Raw genomic sequence first — 23,391 nt, 5'->3', positions numbered from 1 at the left:
TGGTGCCAGTAAGCATCTAGCGAATATGAAGGAGAATCGTGACTCTGCGCACCATCGGCGATGAATTCCCGGCCTACAACCTGACCGCGGTGATCGGCGGCGATCTGTCGAAGGTGAACGCGCAACAGCCGGACGACTACTTCACCACCATCACCAGCGATGACCACCCGGGCCAGTGGCGTGTGATCTTCTTCTGGCCCAAGGACTTCACCTTCGTGTGCCCCACCGAGATCGCTGCTTTCGGCCGTCTGAACGACGAGTTCGCCGATCGTGACACCCAGGTGCTGGGCGCTTCGGTGGACAACGAATTCGTGCACTTCCAGTGGCGTGCCCAGCACGAGGACCTCAAGACCCTGCCGTTCCCGATGCTCAGCGACCTCAAGCGTGAACTGGCCGAGGCCGCCGGTGTACTGAACTCTGACGGTGTGGCCGACCGCGCCACCTTCATCGTCGACCCCGACAACATCATCCAGTTCGTCTCCGTCACGGCGGGTTCCGTGGGCCGTAATGTCGAAGAGGTGCTTCGCGTCCTCGACGCGCTGCAGTCAGATGAGCTGTGCGCCTGCAACTGGCGCAAGGGTGACCCGACCATCGACGCGGGCGAGCTGATGAGCGCGGGCGTCTGACATGGGCATCGACAACCTCAAAGAGGCACTGCCCGAGTACGCCAAGGACCTTAAGCTCAATCTCGGTTCGGTGGCCCGCACCACGGTGCTGTCGCCGAGTCAGCTCTGGGGCACCCTCCTGGCATCGGCCGCCGCAACCCGAAACGATCAGGTGTTCAAGGAGATTCGCGAGGAGGCTGCGGGCATCTTGACCCCCGAGGCACTCGATGCGGCGTTGGGTGCGGCCTCCATCATGGCGATGACCAACGTCTTCTACCGAGGTCGCGGGTTCCTCGGCGGCGCGTACGACGATCTGCGCCCCGGATTGCGGATGAACATCATGGCCAACCCTGGCGTCGAGAAGGCCGACTTCGAACTGTGGTCCTTCGCGGTGTCGACCATCAACGGCTGCCACTACTGCGTCGGATCGCACGAGCAGGTGCTTCGCGAGGCAGGACTCACTCGTGAGCAGGTGCTCGAGGCGTTGAAGATCGCGGCGATCATCGCCGGGGTCGCCCAGGCCCTGGCCACCGTGCCCGCGCTCGTCTAACTCACCACGTCTGAAGGCCACTTACGCGTGTTCGTCTGCGCGTAGGTGGCCTTTGTCGTCCTGGTGGTCAGCTGTGTTGCGAATTGTCCAGTGCCGCAAGCACTGATTCCGAGGTCATAATTCGCGCTGTCCGTTCCGCACACCAGGCCAGAGCCTGGTTGTGCAGTGCCAGGGTGTAGTCCGCCACGGCGTCGGAAACGATGAATGCCTGGATATCGTTCTGGACCGCGTCGGTGGAGGTAGCGGTTATCCCCGAGAAGGCGTAGACCCCCACGATGATCAGTTGGTCCCGGTTGGCCGTGCGCATGATCTCCAGGAGCTCTGAATGGAAGAATTCGCTGTACTTCCATTTGGTGAGAACGGTATCCGGCGCCGTCGGCGCGAGAGGGTCGACAATGGCCCGTTCGGTGTCATCGTCGGGCATGCCGGGTCCGTAGAGCTGGCCGAAGAGCCCACGCTGGTCCGCGGTCATGCCCCCGGGTTGCGCGGAGTAGAGCACGGGCACACCGCGCGCGTGCGCGGTGTCGAGTAGCGCCTTGATGTTAGTCAGTACGGTCGCGATGGGATCGGCGTGCGCCTTGTAAGCCTTCACGAAGTAGTGCTGCATGTCGTGGACCAAGAGCATGGCGCGGCCCGACTCGAGAGTCCATGGTGCGCTCGTGGCCGGCACTGCGATTGCGCTGAGCGGGTAGGCAATTGAACCAGTAGGTCGAACGTCGGCGTGGGCGGATCCGGGAGCCGTGAGACCCAGCGCCGCGGTAGGCAACGCAACGGAAGAACGAAGAAACGTGCGTCTACGCATTCGATGCACTCTCCCTTGTAATAGGTCGGGGAACCGCAAGGAAAACACTACGTGCACCGGCCAGCGCCACGGGCCTGGTAATCCTTACTCCGTCCAGACATCCTCCACGTAGCGATCGGCCTCGACTAGGCCGGTAAGCCAGTCCCGCGCCTGAGGTTCGGTGGCGCCGGTGTGCTTTCGGTAGATATCCAAGAATGCCTCTCGGACGGCGGGGGCCATTTTGCCGCCATCGCCACAGACGTACACATGCGTCTGCTTGGCCGGATCGCCTAGCAGATCCCAGATGTCATTTGCGTCGGCGGCAATCCGGTCTTGTACGTACCTGATGCCGTTCTCGGATGCGCGAGAGAACGCGGGGCGCATGTGGACCACGCCCGACTGTTCCGCCGTCTCGAAATCGTCCCGGAACAGGTAGTCGACGTCCGGGTGCCGGATGCCGAAGAAGCAGAGTGCCGGAGCGAACGGCTCGCCTGCGCGCTGTGCGGCTAGCCGGTCACCGACGAATCCTCGGAACGGTGCGACTCCGGTACCGGCGCTGACGAGGATGACCTTCCGGGCGGGGTCAGCCCCAGCGCGGAATGCTTGCCGGGCCTGGTCTACCCGTGCCCGGATCTGTTGTCCTGGTGTGATGTTGGCGAGGTAGTTGGACGCCACTCCTTGAAAATCGCCGAACCCGGATCGTGCGGGGGCATCGAGCACGCTGATGACCAGCTCGACGATCCCCGGACTTTGCCGGGCCGAGGACGCTATCGAGTAGTGCCGCGGCGTCATCGGCTCGAACAGTTCGAGAAGCTCGGCGCGGGACAGCGTGGTGGCGGGAAACTCCATGAGGCACCCCGCGATACCGAGTGAGCGCGTCTCCGGATGCTCGGCGAGCGCCTCCAGCGCAGATCGCTCCGGTGGGCAGGGGTTCGCCGCTGCTAGCCGGAGTAGCTGCGTTCTGGTGGCGGGCTTGCGCAGTTCGAGGAAATGGGTGAGTAGCTCCCGCACGCTTACCTCGCGGTCCAGCGCAATGGCTCGGCGGCTGTTGCGTCGGGTGTTGACGGAGATACGCCGGTCCAGGATAAGACCGAGCAGTTCTCCGGCTTTGTCCACTATTTCGGGCTGGTTATCCGCGAGGACTGTGAGGTGGTCCCCGGTGCGGTACTCGACGTCGCCGGGCAATGCCACACGTACCAGCCGCTTGGCCTGTCCCAGTGGGTTGTTGGCGCCGACCAATTCCCGATTCTCCAGAACGGTCATGGGTATCACCTCGAACCGGGTATCGATTGCCGCCGTCACGGGCCCGTCGATGGCGCGTAGTTCGTAGAGGGGCCCCTCTACGGGGCCGGTAGAAGTATCGGCACCGGTTACTGTGCCCAATGAAGTCCAGAGGGCTTGCGAGAAGGACTCGACGCTGCCCGCGAAATCACCGGAAGTGTCTGCCTCGCAACGGGAAACAATCGGCGTACCGCCGATCGAGGCGAGGCGTTCATCGATTCTCCGAGGTATCGCCTGGTAGGTCTCGGCCCAGTTTCGGTCACCGACGCCGAGTACCGCGTAGCGCAGCCCGCTGTCCGCGTGCGCGTCCGTGCCATCGAGCCAGGCGAGAAACTGCCGTGCGTCGTCAGTCGGTTGACCGTTGTAGGACGCGGCGACGACGACCATTGCGCCCTCGCTGGGCAGGGCTTGTGTCGCTTCGTTCAGCGGGGCGACGGTCGTCCGGTAACCGAGGTCGGCAGCTTCCTCCGCCAGTTGGTGTGCCAGTGCTCGACAGGTGCCCAGGTTTGAGCCATGGAAGACGGTCAGCGCCGATCCGGGTGCGGCGGTGACCGCCGGTGGCCGCGTCTCTTGTGGTGTGACGTTGGTTGTAGCGGCCGGGTCATGCTGACGGTCCTGGGAAGTGCGCCGCACCAAGCCAATCCGAAAGCCCGCCGGTTTCCGGATGAGATCACTTTGGGTGCGCAGCTGGTAATGCTCGGAGTCGATGAAGCGGTATCTGTGTACCAGCGTCGCTATCGCCATGGTCGCCTCGTGTAGTGCGAACTGCCGCCCGATGCAGGACCGGGCGCCGGTGCCGAAAGGTTTGAACAGGTTTACCGGTCGCGCCGCCGATCGTTCCGGCGAGAACCGGTCCGGGTCGAAGGTCTCCACGTTGTCGCCCCATTGCGACTGCCGGTGCAGCGCGGTGGTCAGGACGGTGACAACCTCGCCCTTCTGCACCGGGTAACGCCCGGCGAGCAGGGTGTCTTCTATTGCCATTCGGTCGAATTCGCGGACCGGGGGCGAGAGCCTCAGCGTCTCGTCCACGATCTGGCGGATGTAGCGGAGCTTGCCGATCTCGTCGAACGTGGGTGTGTGTTCGTCTCCCGGCCCGAACAGCGCGTCGACCTCGGCCTGAGCCCGGTGGAGCACGGCAGGGTTCTTGACCAGGCTGTAGAGCGCGGTCGGCATCACCGTGGAGGTGGTGTCCTGGCCAGCGATCAAGAATGTAAGGACCTGAGAATGAACGCTGCTCAGCTCCAGTGCCGGGGTCTGCGGGGTACCGGGCGCAAGCATGAGGCCGAGGAGGTTCGCATGCTCATCCGCACCGTCGCGGTGCCGGGCGATGAGCTCGTCGATGAACGTGTGCAGCTTGCGTTGCTCGGCCGTGAACAGATCATGATTGCCACCTCCCGGAGCCAACATCTGCTGCAGCGCAGCGGCGAAGCTCGCCGGGATGGCCGCAAGTCCCTCCCGCAGGTAGGAGTCGAACCTTGTCCCGAACCCGGCCAGCCCGACGGTATCCATGGCGAGCTTGCCCAGATCTTCGACCACGTCCACAAGATGCTCGCCGGCCCTCTCGTCCCACCGGGTAAGGAGCTGACGGTTGATATCGAGCATGGCGGGGTGGTAATTGCGTAGACCGCTAAAGCTGAAGCCGGGCAGCAGAACATCGTGGGCTTTCTGCCAGTTCGGCTCGTCCGGGTAGGCGGTGAACAATCCGTCCCCCGCAAGGGGGCGGAACCGGTCCAGCCGGTCGGTGATGCCCTTGATGAACCGGCTCTCGTCGCATAGCTCCTCGATCAGGTCCAATGAGCAGGCATAGAGCCGCCGCGAAACCCCGAAATCCGCGTAGAAGAGTGGCCCGAGCTCTTCGACAAGCAGATCTGCGGGCAGGGCGTAAGGGCGGCCGGGCAGCGGACCGGGTGGCAGTGGATGTCCGTCGGCGCAGGGAATGCCATCGATTTCCGGGGGGCGGGCGGGTGACGTGTATTCGCCCGGCTCTACCACGCGAACATCACCGCTCATATGCGCTCCACCCTTCGTTCCCGCAGTTGTAGTCGATCGACTACAACATGGTCATCCACGACTGTACACACGCGACTACAGCGCAAGCAATGTCATGGTTGGGGTGCTTCGATTGTTCTGCGTTGGGTCGTCAGTGCGCGCCGAAACCAGTGAAATGGGGTACCCGCCGATTCCTCGGGCCGGGGTTACGCGGTGGGTGAGCAGCTCGTGGACGTGTCCGCGGTGCTGTTGATGCCCTGGCAGCCGTTTCCGAGCTCGGCGACCAGCCGCTCGACTACGGTTTCCGCCACGCCGTCGGTGAGTTTGTCCCTGGCGTAGGTGGTGTGAGACACGATGTCTCCGCCTTGCGGGTCGCAGAAGAAGTCGCCCTGATTGCACACGTCGACGACCTTGTGCAGCAGGTCTTCCCGGATCGCGAGATTCGCGTCTACACCGGGTGGCCGAATGTTTTTAGGATCCCCGAAGAGCACGATGGAGACGATGCGCTGCTCAAGCCCGGCGGGCAGCGGATTCGTGAACGTGTAGGTCCCCGGTGGAGTGTCGCCCAACAGCACATCCACCACCGCGGCGCCCTGCGCGTACCCGCCCACGACGAACTTCATCTTCGGGCAGTCGGCGGCTGTCTTCTGGATATGCTTGCTTAGGTCATCTGAGCCCTTGCCCGCCTGGATAAAGTCGACGCTTGCGGGGTAGTTGACCCCGTAGGTGGTGATGCTCATGCCCTTGGCGCCTTGCAGCCGTTTCTTCACCGCGTCGGTGAATGACTTGCCGACATCGCCGAGGCCGGCGGGCTCGTTCGTGCCGCGGGCGAAGGCCAGGTCGATATCGGCGCAACTCGCCGCGTGAGCCGTTTGCGGTGGGCGCAGGCCAAAGCCGCCGAGCAAGCAAAGGAGTGTAAGGGCGGCTCCTGCTGCGCGACAGATTGCAGCTGGCACCCGCCGCACCCTTCGTGATGTTGAGGTCATGGTGTCCCGATCTGGTTCGATGATCCAAGGTACCGACCATTCGATCGGCTCGCTCAGTGGATTACGTGGCATGAAGCGTCGCGAGGGAGCTGTTCAGCGAAAGCATGGCGACACGGCCAGGTTCCTCATGTTGCCGTCACCGGGTTAGGGTGCTGCGTGGTGGGTTCGAGTATCGAGTCCGTAGCGAGTTGTTGCCCAGTTGCGGGGCGGAAACGGATGTACAGCCGGTTGTCCGGATGTCCGGTTGCGCTGTCGGGTTGAGGTTGCCTGCAGTTGCTCGCGGTAAAAGGACTGGCTAAGACATTGCTCAGATAAGTTACCCTAACCGTAGGTTCGGGGTTGTTCCAACGCGAAAGACAAGGTGAAATGTCCAGAGAGCTGACCGATCTGGAGATGCTCAGCGAGTTGGAACCGATTGCTGAAGCCAACCTCAACCGGCACTTGTCGGTAACGACGGATTGGCACCCGCACGACTACGTTCCCTGGGATCTCGGCCGTAACTTTGCTCAGATGGGCGGCGTGGACTGGGATCCTGAGCAGTCTCAGCTCAGTGAGCTCGCCAAGGCGGCGATGATTACGAATCTCCTCACCGAGGACAACCTGCCCTCGTATCACCGGCAGGCTGCCAAGTACTTCGGTCTCGACGGCGCCTGGGGTACTTGGGTGGGCCGTTGGACCGCCGAGGAGAACCGGCACGGCATCGTCATCCGCGACTACCTCGTCGTCACTCGCGGTGTGGATCCGGTGGCGCTTGAGCAGGCGCGCATGGAACACATGACCGCCGGGTTCGGCCCTACCGCGGAAGAGGAGGAGCGGTACCAGACCGACTTCCTGCTGTCGGTCGCGTACACCACGTTGCAGGAACTCGCGACCCGCGTCAGCCATCGCAATACCGGCAAGGTGTGCAACGACCCGATCGCGGACCGGATGCTGCAGCGTGTCGCCGCCGACGAGAACCTGCACATGATCTTCTACCGGAACATGTGCAGTGCCGCACTGGATCTCGTGCCCGATCAGGCGCTGGAAGCGATCGGCTCGATGATCGAGAACTTCCGGATGCCCGGTCAGGGCATGCCCAACTTCCGGCGCAATGGTGTGCTGATGGCCAAGCACGGCATCTACGATCCGCGGCAGCACCTCGAAGAGGTTGTGACTCCGAGTCTGCGTAAATGGCGGATTTTCGAGCGCAACGACTTCAGTGCCAAGGGTGAAGCACGCCGCGAGCAGCTGGCCGCCTACGTCGAAGACCTCAAGGGTCAGGTAGTCAAGTTCGAGGAGCAGCGCGATCGTCTGCTGGCCCGTGAGGAGAAGAAGCGGGAATCCCGCGCCGTCTGATTCGACGAAAAGGCACTCACGTACGGATTCTGGCCTCAGAACGTACGTGAGTGCCTTTTCGGGTTTGGCGGGTCTTGGTGATCTCGATCCTCTGCGCCTCACCCGCATTTCCAGGTTCGCCGGGTAGCCTCGCGGCGTGCCCGAACAGCCCGAAACCCACAAGGCGTCCGCGCGCGAAGTGCTCAGGCAGGTCCTTCTCAGCGTCGGTCCGTCGCTCGGCACCTTCTACGTCATGCGCGCCGCAGGCCAGTCCGAAATCCATGCATTGATCGCCGCCACCGTGGTCTCCGGTATTCAGGTGCTGGTCAAAGTGATTCAGAATCGCAAGTTCGATGTGCTCTCGGGCTTCCTGATGTTCAATTTCGGGCTCAGCCTGGTGATTGCCCTCGTCACCGAAGACGCCCGCATGGCGCAGGTGTCCAACACCATTCCCGGCATTCTGCTCTCGCTGTTTCTTATCGGCAGCGCGCTGATCGGCAGGCCGCTCACTGAGATCTTCATTGCCAAGGCCCGGCCCGGACGTGTGGATGAGATTGCGGCCGAGCACCATTGGACCGAAGCCAATTTTCGCGAGTATCACCGGATGCACGTGCACGTCAGCTTCTGGTGCGGTGTCATCAGCCTGCTGCTCTCGGCGATGTCGATCGTCATCATCTACAGCTTCTCGGTGGATATCGCGCAGGCAGTGAACCAAATCTTCTCTCTGGTCACCACAATTGGCCTGATCATCGGCATGATTGTGGTCATCCGTCGCTACCTGCGGCGCATGACGTACGACTCGCCCGCGGCCTGACGACGGGATAGGGTCGCGCGGTGTCCCTCACCACCGAGCAGGCCGAGACCGAGAACGGGTTCTCGCCCCGGCAGCTGTTGATCGAGGGACTTCTCAACGTCGGGCCTGCGCTCTGCGCCTACTTCGGGCTGCGCCTGCTCGGATTCTCGGAGCTGCATGCGTTGATGGCTGCGACGGCGGTGTCGGCCACCCAGGCGTTGGTCAAGATGGCGTGGAAGCGCTGCCTCGATCCGGTCTCGCTGCTGGTGGTGCCGATCTTCGGACTCAGCCTCATCATGGCGTGGCTGACCCGTGACCCGCGCCTGTCGCAGGTCACCAACGAGGTGCCCGGCATGCTGTTGGCGACCTATTTTCTGGTCAGCGCGCTCATCGGGAAACCGCTGACGGAGCTGCTGGTCACCAAGCTGTGGCCCGGTGGCGTGGAGAAGCTCGCGGACGAACAGGGCTGGACCGACGACGACCAACGGTCGTACCACCGGCTACATGTGCGTGTCAGTCTCTGGTGCGGCATCTTCAGCCTGCTGTTCTGCGCCTTGATGGTGGTGATCATCTACACCTTCTCGGTGGATGTCGTTCAGGCGGTGAACCCGGTGGTATCGATGCTGACCACGGGCGGCCTCATCGTGGGCGTCGTCGTCGCGATCCGGATGTACCTGCGCCGCAAGGAACGGGCGTTGGCGAGCCGGTAGGTCCCGTTTTCTCAGGTGCTCTCAGATAGCGTCGGTACCGTCGCTGTGGTGAGTGGGTTGGGTACGGGTCCAAAAGAATTCGGCGCAGGGAAATTCACACTCAAACATGCGCTGGTGAGCGCCGCGCTCGGCCTGGGAACGTACTACGGGATGCGCCTGCTGGGTGCCTCGGAGTTGCATGCGTTGATGGCCGCGGCGGTGGTGTCGGCGCTGCGCGTCATCTACACCGGCGTGCGCGACAAGCGCTTCGATATCGTCGCGGGATTCATCATGCTGATGCACGGCGCGACGTTGGTGGTCGCCCTGCTGACCAGCTCACCGCAGCTTGCCCAGCTCACCCACGTGGTCCCGGTGGTGCTGTTCGGTTCGTTCTACATCGGCAGCTGTCTGACGAAGCGACCGCTCACCGAGCTCGTGGTCGACATGATCCGCCCCGGCTGGGTGGCGCGACACCACTGGGGTGAGGCGGACCTACGTGCCTATCACCGGATGCATGTGCAGTTATGTCTGATCGTCGGCGCGCTGGAGCTTATGCAGGCCGCCGCGATGGCGGGCATCATCCTGCGCTACCCGGTCGATTACGCCCAGGTGATCAACGGGCTATTGGCGACCGTGGGCAGCGCCGCACGGTTGGCGTTCGTGATCGCGGTGATCTGGATCTTCCTGCGCCGCCGCGGCCATCACCAGGCATCGCCGCCGCGCCAATCACAGGTCAGCGAGCCGGAAGGGTCCACCCCGGAGCTCATCGGCAGCACGTGCACACCCTCATCCTCGGCCGGGACGATCCCGTCCGCGGTCATGACGGGGGTGGTTCCAAGCCAGGGCACCCAGCCGCGGGCCCGATAGAACGGCGCGACGTCTTCGCCGGCACTGAGCGCCCCCAGCTCGTAGGCCCCACGCAGCACCTGCTCGGCAGCGTCCATGATCGCCCGGCCGAGCCCGTGGCCGCGCCAATCACTATCTACTGCAACACCTTCTACATATCCTGTACGGAGCGCGTGCCCGTGATGCAGCAGCCGGCGCTGTATCACGGCGGCGTGCGCGATGAGCGTTCCGTGATACCAGATGAGTGCGTGCATCCCGCCCAGGCAGTGCTCCCAGTCGTCCTCGGTAAAGTCGCCTTCGAATGCTTCGACGATCAATTCCCTAGCGGTGCAGCGTGTTTCGCTATCCAAATCGGCGGTGTGGATGAGCCGCGCGGTATGGGTGCGGATGACGGGGACGGTTGGCATATTGGACACAGCCGACATCTCCTAATTTATCCGCGGTCTTGACCAATGGAACCGAACGGTCTGTCCCGGCCGGACTTGTGCAGCCAGATCGACATCGTGATCGGTGATCACTCCAATGACCGGATAGCCGCCGGTCACCGGGTGGTCAGGCCCCAGAATAACCGGTTGACCACCCGGTGGCACCTGGATTGCGCCGCGCACCACACCCTCGCTGGGCAGCTGCCTGGCCGGGTCGCGCAGCTCCAGGGGCTTGCCGATCAGCCGGGTGCCGACCCGATCGCTGCGGTCCGAGACGATCCAGTCCCCGTGGGTGAGCGCATCCGGGTCGGTGAACCAGTCGTCGCGCGGGCCCGGCACCACCTTGAGCTCGACGATGTCATCGGAGATCGTCGCGACCGGTGCCTGTTCGACCTCCGGGAACGACGGGGATCGCGGTCCGACCGGCAGCCTGTCCCCGGCCTGCAGCGGCCTAGGGCCAATACCGGACATGATGTCGAAGCTGCGTGAGCCCATCACCGGCGCCACGCTGATGCCGCCGCGCACCGCCACGTAGCTGCGCAGCCCGCTGCGGGGCGCGCCTAGTGACACCATGTCGCCGTCCTGAACCTGCGCAATGCTGTTGGTGCCGAAGGGGATTCCGTTGACCGATGGATCGGTATCGGCGCCCGTGACGGCCACCACGACATCGCCGCCGAGAACCCGGAAAGACATGCCGCCCAGGGTGACCTCGACGGTGGCCAGATTGTCGGGGTTGGCTACTAGCCGGTTGGCCAGGGAATGGGATCTGCGGTCGGCGGCGCCCGACCGTCCGACACCCATAGCCGCCTTGCCGATACGACCGAGGTCCTGGACCAGGGCCATCGGGCCGGTGCGCATGACTTCTAGGGTGGGTCTCATGTGATCACCTCCCGGAACTGGATGCGGGTACCGGGGGTGAGTAGTGCCGGTGGGTTGCGATCGAGATCCCAGATGACGGCCTCCGTGGTGCCGATGAGCTGCCAGCCGCCGGGGGATTCGCGTGGGTAGATCCCGCTAAATTCCCCGGCGAGGGCGACGGAACCTGCGGGTACCTTGGTGCGCGGCTCGGCCCGGCGGGGGATGGCGAGTCGTGGGTCACCGTCCACGAGATACGCGAAACCCGGTGAAAATCCACAGAATCCGACCGTCCAGACCGTTCCGGTGTGTGCCGCGATGACGCCGTCGACACCCAGGTCGGTGTATTCAGCGACCTCTTCGAGATCAAGACCGTCGTACTGGACGGGGATCGTGATCAGGGGCGACTCGGTGGCAGGCAGCGCCCCGGCAGTCACCGTGCGCTGCCTCAGCCGGTGACGGACTATGGCCTGGTCTCCCGGGCTGTCTAGTTTCAGCAGGATCGTGCAGGAGGCTGGAACGATGTCGGTGACGCCGTCGATCGGATCGGCCTGTAACGCCGATGTCCAGGCCAGCACTTCTTGCACGGATGTGCACTCCAGTAACAATGCCCGGTCCCCGTGATCCCGCATCTTCAAATCCGTTGCGGTACTCATATTTCGACGGTACTCCCGAGGCCCCGCCTAGGGGCGCATTTATCCCGCCTGTGTATAAGTCGGCTCGTGCTTCTTGATGTACGCGATCACGCGATAGGTAACGGGCAGCATCACGATCTCGACGACAGATTTGAAGATCCAGCCCAGCGCCGTGTAGGTCGCCAGCTGACCGAACGTATGGATACCCAGTGCGGTGGCCGCAATCGAGCAGAACACCAGCGAATCGGCGAACTCGCCGACGACCGTCGAGCCGATGAGACGCGCCCACAGGTGGCGTTCCTTGGTGCGCTTCTTCATCCACACCACGACAAGTGAGTTAAGTGTTTGTCCGACAAGGTATCCGGCCAGGCCGGCGACCATCAGCGTGGTGATGCTCGCTACGATGGTCGCGAAGGCCTCCTGGTTGGGATAAAAGTCAGCGGGGGGGAGCACCTTGGCGGTCCACAACACCAGGCACGCCAGCACTTCCATCGCGAACCCCAGCAGGATCACCCGGTTGGTGGCGCGATACCCGTAGACCTCGCTGAGCACATCGCCGATCACATAGCTCAGTGGGAACAACAGAAACGCACCGTCGGTAATCAGCGACCAATCGCCGACGACCGGGCCGAATCCAATTGCCTTGGTGGCAGCCACATTCGAAATGAGCACCACGCTGACGAAGACGGCCGACAGCAATGGGTAATAGCTGCGTCCCACCTGCGCGAAGACCACCTGATCCTGGGGACGTTCTTGGACCTCGTCGCTCGTCGTCATTCCGCGAAGTCTAGGGCGCCTTTACACACTGGGGTGCGGGTGGATTCATCGCACAGGGGCGGTGGGCGTTGGGGCATGGTGACAGCCGAATAGATCGGGATCGTCACCGCGGCCAGGTACAGGACGACCGCAAGTCCGATGAGGCCGTTAGCCCAGGATGCGCGCGAGCTGGGGGACCAGGGTGTCCGCCACGTACGTCAGGCTCAGTGGCGAGCTGAAGTTGACGGCGCCGGTCAGCTCGTTACCGGCGAAGATGCTGCGATTCAGCAGCGAGGAGCTCAATTTCGCGAAGGCAGGATCGGCCTTGAGGGCGGTCGTCTGCTCATCGGACTCGGTTCCCCAGATCAGTACGTCGGCCTGCCCGAGCACGGAGGCGAGCTGATCGGCAGGAATGTTCTGGGGCTCGACGCTCTGCACGGCGCCGTCGATGGGCACGATCAATCCGAGGGATGTCAGGAAGGCGGTGCTGGGGCCGGAGCGGTAGGCCGCGGCCTGGCCGTCTTGGAGAGTTCCTTGTAGGTAGATGGCCTTCTTGTCTTTGAAGCCGGTGTGCGCGGTCGCGGCGGTGCTGAACTTGGCGTCGACGGCCCGCACCGCCGCATCCATCTCGGCCGGCTTGAACACCGCCTGGCCGATAGCCTTGGCCTGGTCCTTCCAGGGTTCGAAGAATGCATACTTGCCCGACTGCGCGATGGTCGGCGCGATGCCTGCGAGCTTGTTGTAGGTGTCCTGGTCCAGCCCGGCATTGGCCGCAAGGATCAGATCGGGTTTCAGCGATGCGATCTTGTCGACCATCAGCCCATCGGTGAGGGTGAGTACCTCGGGGGCGGCGGTGCCGAGCCGGTCGGTGGCCCACGGCCAGGTCGCGAAGGGAAAGCCGCCGTACCACTCGGTGACCGCGATCGGGATGATCCCGAGGGCCAGTAGATAGTCGTGTTCGGTGTATCCCGCGCTGACGATGCGCTGCGGCGGGGCCTTGATCTCGGTCTTACCGAACGCGTGCTTGATGACGACGGCGCCGTTGCTTTCCGAGGTGGAGGCCGAGTTGTCGGAACAGGCGGCCAGCGCAGCGCCCGTGGCCAGGGCGGCGGTGGCGGCAAGGAATCCGCGGCGGGTCAGTATCGCGGTCGGCACATCCCGAGCTTAGCTGTCGAGGTCAACCCGGGGGCTTCGCAATTCGCGTGGGTGTCCTACGAACGGCCCACAAGTCGTCGTGCCGCCTCGGCGGCCGCTGCGCGGCGATCCGCGAGCGTGTCGTCACTCAACGGCTCACCTACGATCCGGTGGATGCCGAAACCACTCGCTGCCATCGAGTAGGCGATATCGATCAACATCATGAGCAGGCTCATCGGGTCCCAGGCCGGGTCGATGAGCCCGGACTGCTGTCCGTGGCGTACCTCGTCGAGCTTCGCCTGGAAGATCCTGCGCAGCACGTGGTTGTCGAACATCCCGTCAGGGGCCTCCAGCTCGATCCAGCGCTGCAGCCGTGCGCCCTGCGGGTCGGCGACGATATTGTCGAATAGTCCCGCGACGTAACCCGGTACGTCCCCGGCGCTGAATGGCATCTTGTACGGCGCGTCATTGATCCATTGCGCTACAACGGCTTCGAACAGCTGCTCCTTGCTCTCAAAGTAGCTGTACAGTCTTTCCTTGCTGGCGTTCGCGTTGGTGGCAATTCGGTTTAACCGAGCGCCGGCGAAGCCGTACTCGGTGAACTCGGCTTTGGCCGCGGCCATGATCCGGTCGTGGGTGGCCTGGCCCGCAGCGCGCATGGCACTCACCAGAGCAGCACTGGTTTGATCGCCCTGCCGGATCGCGCATCCGCGACGGCCTGATCGATATCGCGTGCCGGGTACCGACTGATCAGCGATTCGATGGGAAAGCGACCCTGTGCGTGCATCCGCAACAGTTCGGGAATGAACTCTTGCGGGTTCGCGTCCCCCTCGATGCACCCGCGAATCACCTTGCCGCCGAACATCAGGTCGGTGAGATCGATCGTTCCGCGGGAAGCGCCCAGTCCGACCAGGACCAGCACGCCGCGCCGCCGCAGCAGCCCGAGCGCCGTGGAGATGACATCGGGGTTCGCCGTGGTGTCGAGCGCATGGCTGGCGCCGCGCGCAACGGAGGTCACGTCCTCGGTCTTCGGGTCGACGGTGTGGGTCGCGCCCAGTTCGACGGCCTTGTCGCGGCGTGAGGCCACCGGGTCGACGGCGATGATTGTCTGCACGGCGATCGCCTTGGCGGCCATTACCGCAGCCAGGCCGACGCCTCCCGCGCCGAGTATCACCAGGCGCGAGTCCGGCTGGGGTGCCAGCACATTGAGGACCGCACCGGCGCCAGTTTGGAGACCGCACCCGAGCGGTGCCGCGGTGGCGAGATCGGTCGAGGAGTCCACCACGACGGTGTTGTCGGCGGCGGTGAGCGCGAACTGGGCGAAGCTGGATTGCCCGAAGAACGAGCCGAAGAGGCGATCTCCGTTCTGGGACAACGTCGACGAGCCGTCTAGTCGAGCCCCGGAGAGATTCAGCCGGGCGTTGCGCGAACAGTAGGCCCGTTCACCCGAACCGCATTGCCGGCATTCGCCGCAGCTGCGGTAGCTCAAGACCACATGATCGCCTGGTCGGATATCGGGCACCTGATCGCCGACCGCTTCAACGACTCCCGCGCCCTCATGGCCCAGCACTGCCGGAATCGGGGCCTGCGACTTGAACGTCAGGTCTGTGTGGCACAGGCCGGTGGCGTGCATCTTGACGAGCACCTCATCGGCGCGTGGCTCGTCAAGTTCGACTTCCTCCAGTGTGAAGGGCGAATCGGCTGAGCGACTAAGTGCTGCGGTGACTTTCACTGATCACGTTCGAGGATGAAGTAGAGGTAGTTTCCGCTGGCACGCTGGCGCTTGCCGTTCATGATGCCCATCAGTGTGTTCGTGTCGACCCATTTGAAGTGATCGAAGGTGGGCTGTCCGTCGTACACCATGGTTCCGGTGACCTCGCCCCGGAACTCGATATCCCACAGGGTCGCGCCGCCGAGACTCAGTGCATTGTTGGAGAACAGGTTTCCGTCGTCGTCGTAGCAGACGATGGGTTCGACATCGTTGATGGACGTGAAGACCTTGCCGTACCAGCGTGCGGCGGCCAGTTGGCCGTTCATCTTGTGCCCGGTGTGGAACTCGTCGCCCTTCCAGCTGCCCAGCATGTCTTCGGGGCGGACGGTGTCGAGGGCGGCCCAGATCTCGTCGAGGTCGGTGGGGCTGACGTCCCGTTGGCTGCGAAGTTCGGCGAAACGGGTGCGGGCCTTGTCGGCATCCATTGTCTCTCCCAAGTCAGTTGGTTCGGGAAGGACGCTAACACCGAACCAAATGGTTCGGCAAGGGTGATCAGATGATCAGTGAGAGGCCCAGCGCGGTCATCACGACGGCGATGACGGCATCGAGTACGCGCCAGGTTCCCGGACGTTGGAACACCCCGGCGAGGTACCGCGCGCCGAAACCGAGTCCGACAAACCAGATGACACTTGCGATCAGGGCGCCCGCACCGAAGAGCCAGCGTGCGTCCTGGTGTGCGTTGGCGAGTGAGCCGAGCAGCACCACGGTGTCGAGGTAGACATGCGGGTTCAGAAAGGTGATGGCCAGCGCGGTCAACAGCACCGCGCCGAGGCGGGCCGGAGTGGAGTTGGCCGGCACCAGAATTCCGGGACGTAATGCGCGGCGGGCGGCCAGCAATCCGTAGCCGATCAGAAACGCGGCACCGCCCACTTTGGTCACGGTGAGCAGACTCGGAGTAGCGGCGATCAGGCCGCCGAGGCCACCGATGCCCGCAACGATGAGCAGGAAATCACCGGTGATGCACACGGCGACTACCGGCAGCACGTGCTCACTGCGAATCCCTTGACGGAGCACGAAGGCGTTTTGAGCGCCGATGGCGGCGATGAGGGACATTCCGGTGAGGAAACCCAGGAAGACAACGGTCACGACTGCGACGTTAGGGTCCCTGGGTGATGCGGTACAGCTAATGATTCTTAGGTTGCATTAGAATCGCTAATGTGAGTCTGGACTCGCAGCAGCTTGTTGCCTTCGCCGCCGTCATCGAGGAAGGCAGCTTTGATGCTGCCGCGAGGCGGCTGATCATCACCCCGTCGGCGGTCAGTCAACGCGTCAAGGCGCTGGAGCAGGCGGTGGGTCAGGTGCTCGTTCGTCGAGAAAAGCCTTGTATGGCAACCGATGCCGGTGCCTCGTTGATGCGATTGGCGGCGCAGGTCGGCACGCTGGAACGCGAGGCACTGCGGGAGATGGGCGGTGACGGCGCGCCGATACGTGTTGCGATCGCGGTGAATGCCGACTCGTTCGGCACCTGGATGCGGTCGGTGTTGTCACGAGTTCCCGATGGAGTGCTTGTCGATATCCGTATCGAGGACCAGGACCATTCGGCCGCGCTCTTGCGTGCGGGTGTCGTGATGGCGGCGGTGACCACCGAGCCGAAACCCATCGCCGGATGTCGTTCTGAATCGTTGGGCTCCATGCGCTACGTCGGGATGGCGTCACCGGCGTATGTCCAGCGACACCTACCGGGTGGGATTCTGGAGGCGGGCCTTGATGCGGTGCGACGGGCGCCGATGATCCGATGGGACAGGCGTGACGCACTGCAGGATCAGTTCCTGCGCAAGCTTTTCCGTCGAGATATCGTCGTTCCCGAACACTACGTGCCGACGACTGCCGGAAACACCGACGCGCTGCGGGTAGGTCTGGGCTGGGGAATGATGCCCGAGCAGTTGGATCGGGACGGCCTCGTCGACGTGGCTCCCGGGCGGTATCTCGATGTGCCGCTGTACTGGCAGCATTGGAAATTCGAGTCGGCCACGCTCAACGCGATCACGTCGGCGGTCCGCGATGCGGCCGTGGTGCTGCGCCGCCAAGGCTGACCCACTGCGTTGACGCCTGGAGCAAGCGTCGTATAAGGTCACTCAAAAGAACGTATGCGTTCTTTAATCGTACAGCGCTGTGCGGGAAAGGGTTCGCATGACGTCCACCGTGTTCTGGAATCGTTCGACTCCACAGGAGAGGCCGGTCCAAGCGGGTTCTGCAGGGCATGTGCCCGGTGAACCGGGCTTCTGGGTGATCATCTTCGGTGACCTCAGCGCGTTCACCCTGTTTTTCGCCCTGTATCTGGGGCAACGCGCGCATGATCACGACATCTTCGTCGCGGGCGAACGCAAACTTGCGGTCGGGTACGGGGCGGTAATGACGCTCCTGCTGCTGGCCAGCTCATTGCTGGTGGTGCGAGGGGTTCAAGGGGTTCGTGAAAAACGTGGGGGCGCACGAGTATTCGCGGGGGCACAGGTGTGTGCTGCCGCATTCGTGTCACTCAAGGCCGTCGAATGGTATTCGCATGTGAGTTCCGGCGATTCGTTGGGCAGCGACGGATTTTGGTCTTGGTACTTCGTCCTCACCGGATTGCATCTACTACACGTATTGCTGGGGATGGCACTGCTCGGCTACATGCAATGGGAGTCGCTTCGTCCCCAAGAGGCACCTTCGCGCATGAACTATATCGAGTGCTCGGCACTTTTCTGGCACATGGTGGACCTGCTGTGGGTCCTGATCTTCCCGTTGCTCTACTTCATGAGGTGATGCGATATGACGCTCGTTCGCGACCGAATCATGGTTGTTTGGCTAGCTCTCGTGGTCGCCACAGCGGCCAATTGGTGGCTCGGTCGTGCGCCCGGACTGTCGATGATCGACGCGACTATTCCGAACATCTTGATTATTACGGTGGGTCTTCTCAAGGCGTTCCTAATAGGTCGCTACTTCATGGAAGTCGCGGATGCCCCGCGCTGGCTTCGGCGAATGCTGGAAATATATGCGATGTTGGCATTGATCGCGCTCTCGGCGGTGGTCCTAGCCATGGCGTGAGCAAGCGGGTAATCGGTGAGGTCCGGCGGTATCGATATACTACGGGCTTGTGGCCTCCTCACGCCGTTCCGTGTTGTCGGGAACGCACGGTGCCGACATGCCGGCCCTCCCGCGTGGTCGAGGGAAGCTGCCTGAGAGTGTCATAAAAGAAGCGCAGTACCGCCGGATGCTGCGTGCCGCGGTATCGGCGATTGCTGAAAAAGGTTATGCCGAAGTCACTGTCGCGGACATCGTCACCCGCGCGCGCGTCTCGCGGAAGGTCTTCTACGAGCACTTCAGCCATAAGAAAGACTGCTTTTTGGCAACGGCGCAGGACGGCGCTGAGTTGATCTTCGAGAGGATCGTTGCTGGCGCCCAGGGCGCAGAGCCGGGAGAAGAACTGCGCGGCGCCATGCGCGCCTACCTGCAGTTGGTCACGGAAGAGTCGGAGTTCATCCGATGCTTCGGTATCGAGCTGTACGCGGTGGGTGACGACGGACTGCGACTCCGGCAGGAAGCCTACAAGCGATATGCAGCGTTGCTGCGGGCTTTGGTGAACGGCACTGCGGTTGGCAGTGACCTCGAACCCATTGAACTCAGATCGATTGACCGTGCGGTCATCGCCGCACTAACCGAGTTGGTCGTCGCCAACATGTTTAGCGGGCGGATCGAGCAGATGCTCGAGCTCGAGGACGACATCGTTTTCATCGTGCGCGCGCTCTACCGCACCGACATCTGATCGATATCTGAACTCCCTGCGCCGCAACGTGTTTAAGTCGCGGACGCCGAGCTTTCAAGCCTCTTTGTAATAGTTTGGCACCGCTATTGACGGCAGCCGCAAGCACCCTTACTATCATCCGTAATAAAAGAACGATAACGTATTTTTGTATGGATCATGAAGGGCCCCAACGGTGAACATCGAGGCGACGGTCGACCGAAGAGTGATGCGCGGGTGCATCGTGGTCGCGCTCCTCGGTATTGCGATGTTCGCGGGCGGCCTGGTCATCATGGGATTCATTCCGCCGCCCTCCCCGAGCGCGTCGACGGCGGAGATCGCACATCTGTGGCAATCGAATAGCTCCAACATTCGGATGGGGGTGGTCTTGGCGGTGATTGGCACCACCTTGAGCACTGGATATCCGGCGGTGCTTTCGGCCCTTGTCCGCAGGTGCGAAGGGCAGAACAGTCCGCTGACCTACTTTCAGGTGCAGTTGGGTGCCATCAACTACACGTTCGCAGGCGTACTGATGGCGGTCGTCGGTGCCGTGGCTCTTCGGGATAGGGCACCCGAGACATATCAGTTCTGGATGGATGTGTTGTGGCTGTTGCTCATTGGCGTTCCGTTTCTGGGTGATGTCCAAATGGTCGTCGTCGCCGTTGCCGCGTTCCGGGATCGATCGCAGACTGTCTTTCCCCGCTGGTATGCGTGGTACTCGCTATGGCAAGCGTTCATTACGGCCCCCGCGGGGGTGGTGTTCTTCATGCCGAAAGGGGGGATGTTCGGATGGAACGGAGGAGTCTCGTTCTATTTCATCGTCCCGATGTTCTTCATCTGGGTTTGCATCACGGCCAGGGTGCTGTGGTCGAGCGCCGGTCGGATCGGTGGGGTAACGGTCGATCGGGCAGCTCAGCCCTTCGGTTCGTGCACACCAACCGTAGGCACAGTCGATACGCCGCATAGCGCACAGAGTCGCATGGCGGCGCAAGGAGATTCAGTACAGCTTGAGCAAAAGGAGGCACAGGCAATGCCCAGATCCGTCTCGCGTGAGTTCAGAAGGTGCCGATGACTACGCAGAGCGACTACGACGCTCGACCACCCCTGGAGCGTGACGTCAGCAGTGAGGTGATCGGCTGGGGACGGCGGTACATCGCTTCGCATCCAGTCATGTCCCTGGACACCGTAGGGGGGCAGGTCGTGCTGGCAATTCGGACGGTGCAGTGCCTATTCGCAGATATTGTCGCCGGACGCCTGCAGTTCCGAGAGTTCGTGCAACAAGCGGCGTTTATGGCCTCAACTGCTTTCGTACCAACAATTTTCGTGACGATACCGATTGGCGTCACATTGGCTATCCAGTTCAGCCTGCTGGCCGGACAGGTCGGCGCGACATCTCTCGCGGGTGCTGCGACCGGCCTTGCGGTCATCCGACAGGGTGCGCCACTGGTGGCAGCCGTGCTGCTGGCGGCCGCTGTCGGTTCGGCGGTATGCGCGGATTTGGGCTCCCGGACAATGCGTGAAGAAATCGATGCCATGACGGTGATGGGTGTGTCCCCGATTCACCGCCTGGTCGTCCCGCGCTTTGTGGCGGTCATCGTCGTGGGGATGGCACTGACCGGTCTAACTAGTTTTGTCGGCTTTCTCGCTGGCTATACGTTCAACGTCTACATGCAAAACGGCACCCCGGGATCATTCGTGGCGACCTTCTCCTCGTTCGCAACGCTCGGGGATCTCATGCTGGCACTGGCTAAAGCTGTGGTGTTTGGCTGCATCGTGGCAATTGTGAGCTGCCACAAGGGATTAAGTACTCGTGGTGGGCCAGCGGGAGTGGCCAACTCCGTCAACGCCGCGGTGGTCGAATCGATTCTGCTGCTGATGATCGTCAACGTCGTGATGACCCAGCTCTACATCGTCATCTTTCCCCGAGCGAGTTTCTGAGACATGACTGCATCGACTCATCACCCGTTTCCCATATTGCGGCCGGTAGTCACCACCGCGCGGGCCGCGGGAATGCTGGTAGCCAAGAGCGGCCACATCAGTTACTTCTTTCGGAACATTCTAATTTCCATACCCTTCGTGGCACGGCGATACTCCAAGGAATTCATCCGAGTACTGGCCGACATCTCGTGGGGCAACGGGGCGATCGTGGTAGGCGGCGGTACGATCGGGGTCTCGATCGTGCTGGGCGCCACCGCCGGTGCACTCATCAGCGTGGAGGGTTACAACGCCCTCAACCTGCTCGGGCTGGGGCCGGCCACCGGATTGATTTCCTCATTCGTTGGGACGCGTGAACTCGCGCCGGTCATGATCGCTCTGGCGTTCGCAACCCAGGCCGGTTGCCGCTTCACGGCGCAGCTGGGCGCGATGCGCATCAATGAGGAGATTGACGCCCTGGATGCCCTTGCCATCAATTCCATTGCGTACCTTGTCACCACCCGCGTAGCGGCGGCGGTCGCGGCCGCCATCCCGCTGTTCCTGATCTGTCTTGCCGCCGCGTATCTGACTGCTCAGGTCGTGGCGGGTGTCGTCGGGGACCAGTCTGTGGGCACCTACCTTCACTACTTCAACCTGGCCACCAGCGGACGCGACGTGTTCTTCGCGGTCATCAAGGCCGTCGTCTTCGTGTTCACCGCCTCTACGATGCAGTGCTACTACGGCTACTACGCCAGCGGCGGTCCTGCGGGTGTGGGGGTGGCGGCCGGGCGTGCGATGCGCGCCAGCATCACTGTCGTGATTGTGGTGAACATGCTGCTCACTATGGCGCTGTGGAGCGTCGACTCGGGCGCAAGGTTCGGCGGATAGCATGCCAAACTCATTCGACTCAGACTTTCGTGGACCGTCTAACCGGCGCCTGTTTGTCGCTGGCGTGTGCTTTTGCGCCATCGTCGCCGGCGTCATCCAGCTGTGTCTGATGAAATCCAAAGGTAGACTTGATGATATCGTGCGTGTAAGCGCTGAGTTGGTCAACGTGGGCGACGGTCTGCCGGCCAAATCGGATGTGAAGTTCCGCGGCCTGTTGGTGGGTGAGGTGGCCGAGGTGCAGCTGCACGGAAACGGCCAACCGAACACGGTAAGAATAAACCTCAAGCCGCGCTACGCATCCCGGATTCCCGACACCGTCACTGCGCGCGTTGTCCCATCGAATGTTTTCGCGGTTTCTTCGGTACAGCTCGTCTCGAATGGGCCGCGCGTCTTGCCGCTGCGCTCGGGCTCGGTGATTCACGAAGACACCAGCTTGCCGACCGTTCTATTTCAGTCGCTTCTGACGAAGATTCGACAGCTACTCAAGTCTGTGAGCCGAGAACCCGCCGACAACACCGTCGGAGTGCTAGCGGCGCTGAGTGGCGCTACCGAGAGTCGCGGCAGTATGTTGCGGGCCGCCGGAGCTGACCTGAAAGATATTGTCAGTCAACTGAATACGGTCGTAGGAGGAAACGACGAGCCGAGCTCCCTATCCGCTCTGGCTGCCGCTACCCAAGCACTGCGGCAGGCCGAACCAGGCTTGAGTGACGCGTTGCAGAACGCTGTCGCACCGATGCGAGCCCTCGCCGAGACACGATCTGAGCTGACCGGCCTGCTATCGGCCGGCGTGCGCACGACCGGAACGCTTGGCGACGCATTCGACAACCAAACAGATCGACTCATCGCCATCACCACCCAACTAACGCCCGTCGTCGGGGTCCTTGCCGACAACGCTGACAAGTTCGCGCCAATTGCCACCCGCATGAGTCGGATGGCCGAACGCGTCGAGGACACCTACGACACGGACCGGCACAACTACGTCATCAAAGTTATCGTGACCCTGGCTCCTTACCGGCAGTATGTCCGCGCCGACTGCCCCCGCTACGGCAAGCTTGAGGGCCCCAGCTGCCAAACGGCCCCAGAGGTACCAACTGCTCCGGATCTATTCCCGGCCCTGGCCTCGATGGGCATTCCACCTCCGCCGGGAGCCAACGAGAACCGCCCCAACCGGGCGCCGCCACGCGATTCCGTTCGGCATGCCGGCGAGGTACCAGGCGGGGTCGGCGCGACCGCGTCTCCCGCACCGATCCCACCCCCGAGTCCGGATACGGCTGACCACGCCGAAGCCCAACCCCAGCCTGCGAAGTTCGGCGGCACGGTCGGCCCGGTCGGCGGGCCGACCGAGGGTGCCCAATTGAGTCAGATCGTCGGCCACCAAGCAAGTTCCTCAGATCGCCTGCTGCTGGGACCCGTGGTACGTGGCACTGCGGTGCATATCGCACCAGACTTGGAGAGGTAACG

25 protein-coding genes and 1 pseudogene are annotated in these 23,391 nt (G+C 62.8%); 14 read left to right on the top strand and 12 right to left on the bottom strand.

Annotation, left to right across the window (positions count from 1 at the left end; all coding sequences use genetic code 11):
• Positions 1–38: 38 nt before the first annotated feature.
• Together FZI91_RS06910 and FZI91_RS06905 are read left to right on the top strand one after the other, a co-directional pair.
• Positions 39–626, top strand: coding sequence for a peroxiredoxin (locus tag FZI91_RS06910; RefSeq protein WP_162526478.1), 588 nt, complete (start codon positions 39–41; stop codon positions 624–626).
• A 1-nt stretch (position 627) separates the two neighbouring features.
• Positions 628–1,155 (top strand): carboxymuconolactone decarboxylase family protein, encoded by a 528-nt coding sequence (locus tag FZI91_RS06905; RefSeq protein WP_155938091.1) that lies wholly within the window; start codon positions 628–630, stop codon positions 1,153–1,155.
• Positions 1,156–1,222: 67 nt separating this feature from the next.
• Here FZI91_RS06905 and FZI91_RS06900 read toward each other — a convergent pair whose 3' ends face one another.
• From FZI91_RS06900 to FZI91_RS06890, 3 genes are all read right to left on the bottom strand, one after another.
• Entirely contained in the window at positions 1,223–1,957 is a 735-nt protein-coding gene (locus FZI91_RS06900; protein WP_155938090.1) for an isochorismatase family protein, read from the bottom strand.
• Positions 1,958–2,041: 84 nt separating this feature from the next.
• Positions 2,042–5,227: a cytochrome P450 gene (locus FZI91_RS06895; RefSeq protein ID WP_155938089.1), complete on the bottom strand. Its 3,186-nt coding sequence runs from the start codon at positions 5,225–5,227 to the stop codon at positions 2,042–2,044.
• Positions 5,228–5,412: 185 nt separating this feature from the next.
• A complete protein-coding gene (locus tag FZI91_RS06890) occupies positions 5,413–6,150 on the bottom strand; it encodes a cutinase family protein (RefSeq protein WP_375234391.1) in 738 nt (245 codons plus the stop codon).
• A gap of 408 nt (positions 6,151–6,558) precedes the next feature.
• Between FZI91_RS06890 and FZI91_RS06885 the strand changes: the two genes are divergently transcribed.
• From FZI91_RS06885 to FZI91_RS24185, 4 genes and pseudogenes are all read left to right on the top strand, one after another.
• Entirely contained in the window at positions 6,559–7,527 is a 969-nt protein-coding gene (locus FZI91_RS06885) for an acyl-ACP desaturase (protein ID WP_155938087.1), read from the top strand.
• 136 nt (positions 7,528–7,663) lie between these two features.
• Positions 7,664–8,320, top strand: a complete 657-nt coding sequence (locus FZI91_RS06880; protein WP_162526583.1) for a VC0807 family protein — start codon at positions 7,664–7,666, stop codon at positions 8,318–8,320.
• A gap of 20 nt (positions 8,321–8,340) precedes the next feature.
• Positions 8,341–9,009, top strand: coding sequence for a VC0807 family protein (locus FZI91_RS06875; protein ID WP_162526582.1), 669 nt, complete (start codon positions 8,341–8,343; stop codon positions 9,007–9,009).
• Positions 9,010–9,024: 15 nt separating this feature from the next.
• Positions 9,025–9,633, top strand: a pseudogene (locus FZI91_RS24185) (VC0807 family protein); the annotation flags it as partial.
• Positions 9,634–9,689: 56 nt separating this feature from the next.
• Here FZI91_RS24185 and FZI91_RS06870 read toward each other — a convergent pair.
• The 9 genes from FZI91_RS06870 to FZI91_RS06830 form a co-directional block, all read right to left on the bottom strand.
• Complete coding sequence (locus FZI91_RS06870) at positions 9,690–10,241, bottom strand: GNAT family N-acetyltransferase (RefSeq protein ID WP_162526594.1); 552 nt, start codon at positions 10,239–10,241, stop codon at positions 9,690–9,692.
• Between the two features lie 21 nt (positions 10,242–10,262).
• Positions 10,263–11,138 carry a biotin-dependent carboxyltransferase family protein gene (locus FZI91_RS06865; RefSeq protein ID WP_155938085.1) on the bottom strand — a complete coding sequence of 292 codons (876 nt, stop codon included), beginning with the start codon at positions 11,136–11,138 and terminating at the stop codon, positions 10,263–10,265.
• On the bottom strand, positions 11,135–11,746 hold the full coding sequence (locus tag FZI91_RS06860) for an allophanate hydrolase subunit 1 (protein ID WP_162526593.1): 612 nt from the start codon (positions 11,744–11,746) through the stop codon (positions 11,135–11,137). The genes FZI91_RS06865 and FZI91_RS06860 overlap by 4 nt, the downstream gene beginning before the upstream one ends.
• A gap of 63 nt (positions 11,747–11,809) precedes the next feature.
• Positions 11,810–12,526, bottom strand: coding sequence for a queuosine precursor transporter (locus FZI91_RS06855; protein ID WP_155938083.1), 717 nt, complete (start codon positions 12,524–12,526; stop codon positions 11,810–11,812).
• A gap of 147 nt (positions 12,527–12,673) precedes the next feature.
• Positions 12,674–13,648, bottom strand: coding sequence for an ABC transporter substrate-binding protein (locus FZI91_RS06850; protein WP_162526592.1), 975 nt, complete (start codon positions 13,646–13,648; stop codon positions 12,674–12,676).
• 68 nt (positions 13,649–13,716) lie between these two features.
• Entirely contained in the window at positions 13,717–14,262 is a 546-nt protein-coding gene (locus tag FZI91_RS06845; RefSeq protein WP_203448874.1) for a TetR family transcriptional regulator, read from the bottom strand.
• Between the two features lie 41 nt (positions 14,263–14,303).
• The gene (locus FZI91_RS06840; RefSeq protein ID WP_162526581.1) at positions 14,304–15,371 is read right to left on the bottom strand and encodes an NAD(P)-dependent alcohol dehydrogenase; all 1,068 of its coding nucleotides are present in this window, start codon (positions 15,369–15,371) and stop codon (positions 14,304–14,306) included.
• Complete coding sequence (locus FZI91_RS06835) at positions 15,368–15,835, bottom strand: DUF4334 domain-containing protein (RefSeq protein WP_155938082.1); 468 nt, start codon at positions 15,833–15,835, stop codon at positions 15,368–15,370. Before FZI91_RS06835 ends, FZI91_RS06840 begins: the two co-directional genes overlap by 4 nt.
• A gap of 67 nt (positions 15,836–15,902) precedes the next feature.
• Entirely contained in the window at positions 15,903–16,496 is a 594-nt protein-coding gene (locus tag FZI91_RS06830; RefSeq protein WP_162526580.1) for a LysE/ArgO family amino acid transporter, read from the bottom strand.
• A gap of 71 nt (positions 16,497–16,567) precedes the next feature.
• Between FZI91_RS06830 and FZI91_RS06825 the strand changes: the two genes are divergently transcribed.
• From FZI91_RS06825 to FZI91_RS06790, 8 genes are all read left to right on the top strand, one after another.
• Positions 16,568–17,443, top strand: coding sequence for a LysR family transcriptional regulator ArgP (locus FZI91_RS06825; protein WP_162526579.1), 876 nt, complete (start codon positions 16,568–16,570; stop codon positions 17,441–17,443).
• Positions 17,444–17,540: 97 nt separating this feature from the next.
• A complete protein-coding gene (locus FZI91_RS06820; RefSeq protein ID WP_155938081.1) occupies positions 17,541–18,152 on the top strand; it encodes a cytochrome c oxidase subunit 3 in 612 nt (203 codons plus the stop codon).
• A 6-nt stretch (positions 18,153–18,158) separates the two neighbouring features.
• Positions 18,159–18,434, top strand: coding sequence for a cytochrome C oxidase subunit IV family protein (locus tag FZI91_RS06815; RefSeq protein WP_155938080.1), 276 nt, complete (start codon positions 18,159–18,161; stop codon positions 18,432–18,434).
• Between the two features lie 97 nt (positions 18,435–18,531).
• Positions 18,532–19,152 carry a TetR/AcrR family transcriptional regulator gene (locus FZI91_RS06810; protein WP_155938079.1) on the top strand — a complete coding sequence of 207 codons (621 nt, stop codon included), beginning with the start codon at positions 18,532–18,534 and terminating at the stop codon, positions 19,150–19,152.
• A gap of 172 nt (positions 19,153–19,324) precedes the next feature.
• Positions 19,325–20,200 carry a hypothetical protein gene (locus FZI91_RS06805; protein ID WP_155938078.1) on the top strand — a complete coding sequence of 292 codons (876 nt, stop codon included), beginning with the start codon at positions 19,325–19,327 and terminating at the stop codon, positions 20,198–20,200.
• Entirely contained in the window at positions 20,197–21,066 is an 870-nt protein-coding gene (locus FZI91_RS06800) for an ABC transporter permease (RefSeq protein ID WP_155938077.1), read from the top strand. The genes FZI91_RS06805 and FZI91_RS06800 overlap by 4 nt, the downstream gene beginning before the upstream one ends.
• A gap of 3 nt (positions 21,067–21,069) precedes the next feature.
• Complete coding sequence (locus FZI91_RS06795) at positions 21,070–21,930, top strand: ABC transporter permease (protein ID WP_155938076.1); 861 nt, start codon at positions 21,070–21,072, stop codon at positions 21,928–21,930.
• 1 nt (position 21,931) lies between these two features.
• Positions 21,932–23,389, top strand: coding sequence for an MlaD family protein (locus FZI91_RS06790; protein ID WP_155938075.1), 1,458 nt, complete (start codon positions 21,932–21,934; stop codon positions 23,387–23,389).
• The last annotated feature ends 2 nt before the right edge of the window (positions 23,390–23,391 follow it).

The organism is Mycobacteroides sp. CBMA 271, assembly GCF_009729205.1.
GTDB lineage: Bacteria > Actinomycetota > Actinomycetes > Mycobacteriales > Mycobacteriaceae > Mycobacterium.
This window is presented reverse-complemented; position numbering and strand designations above follow the sequence as displayed.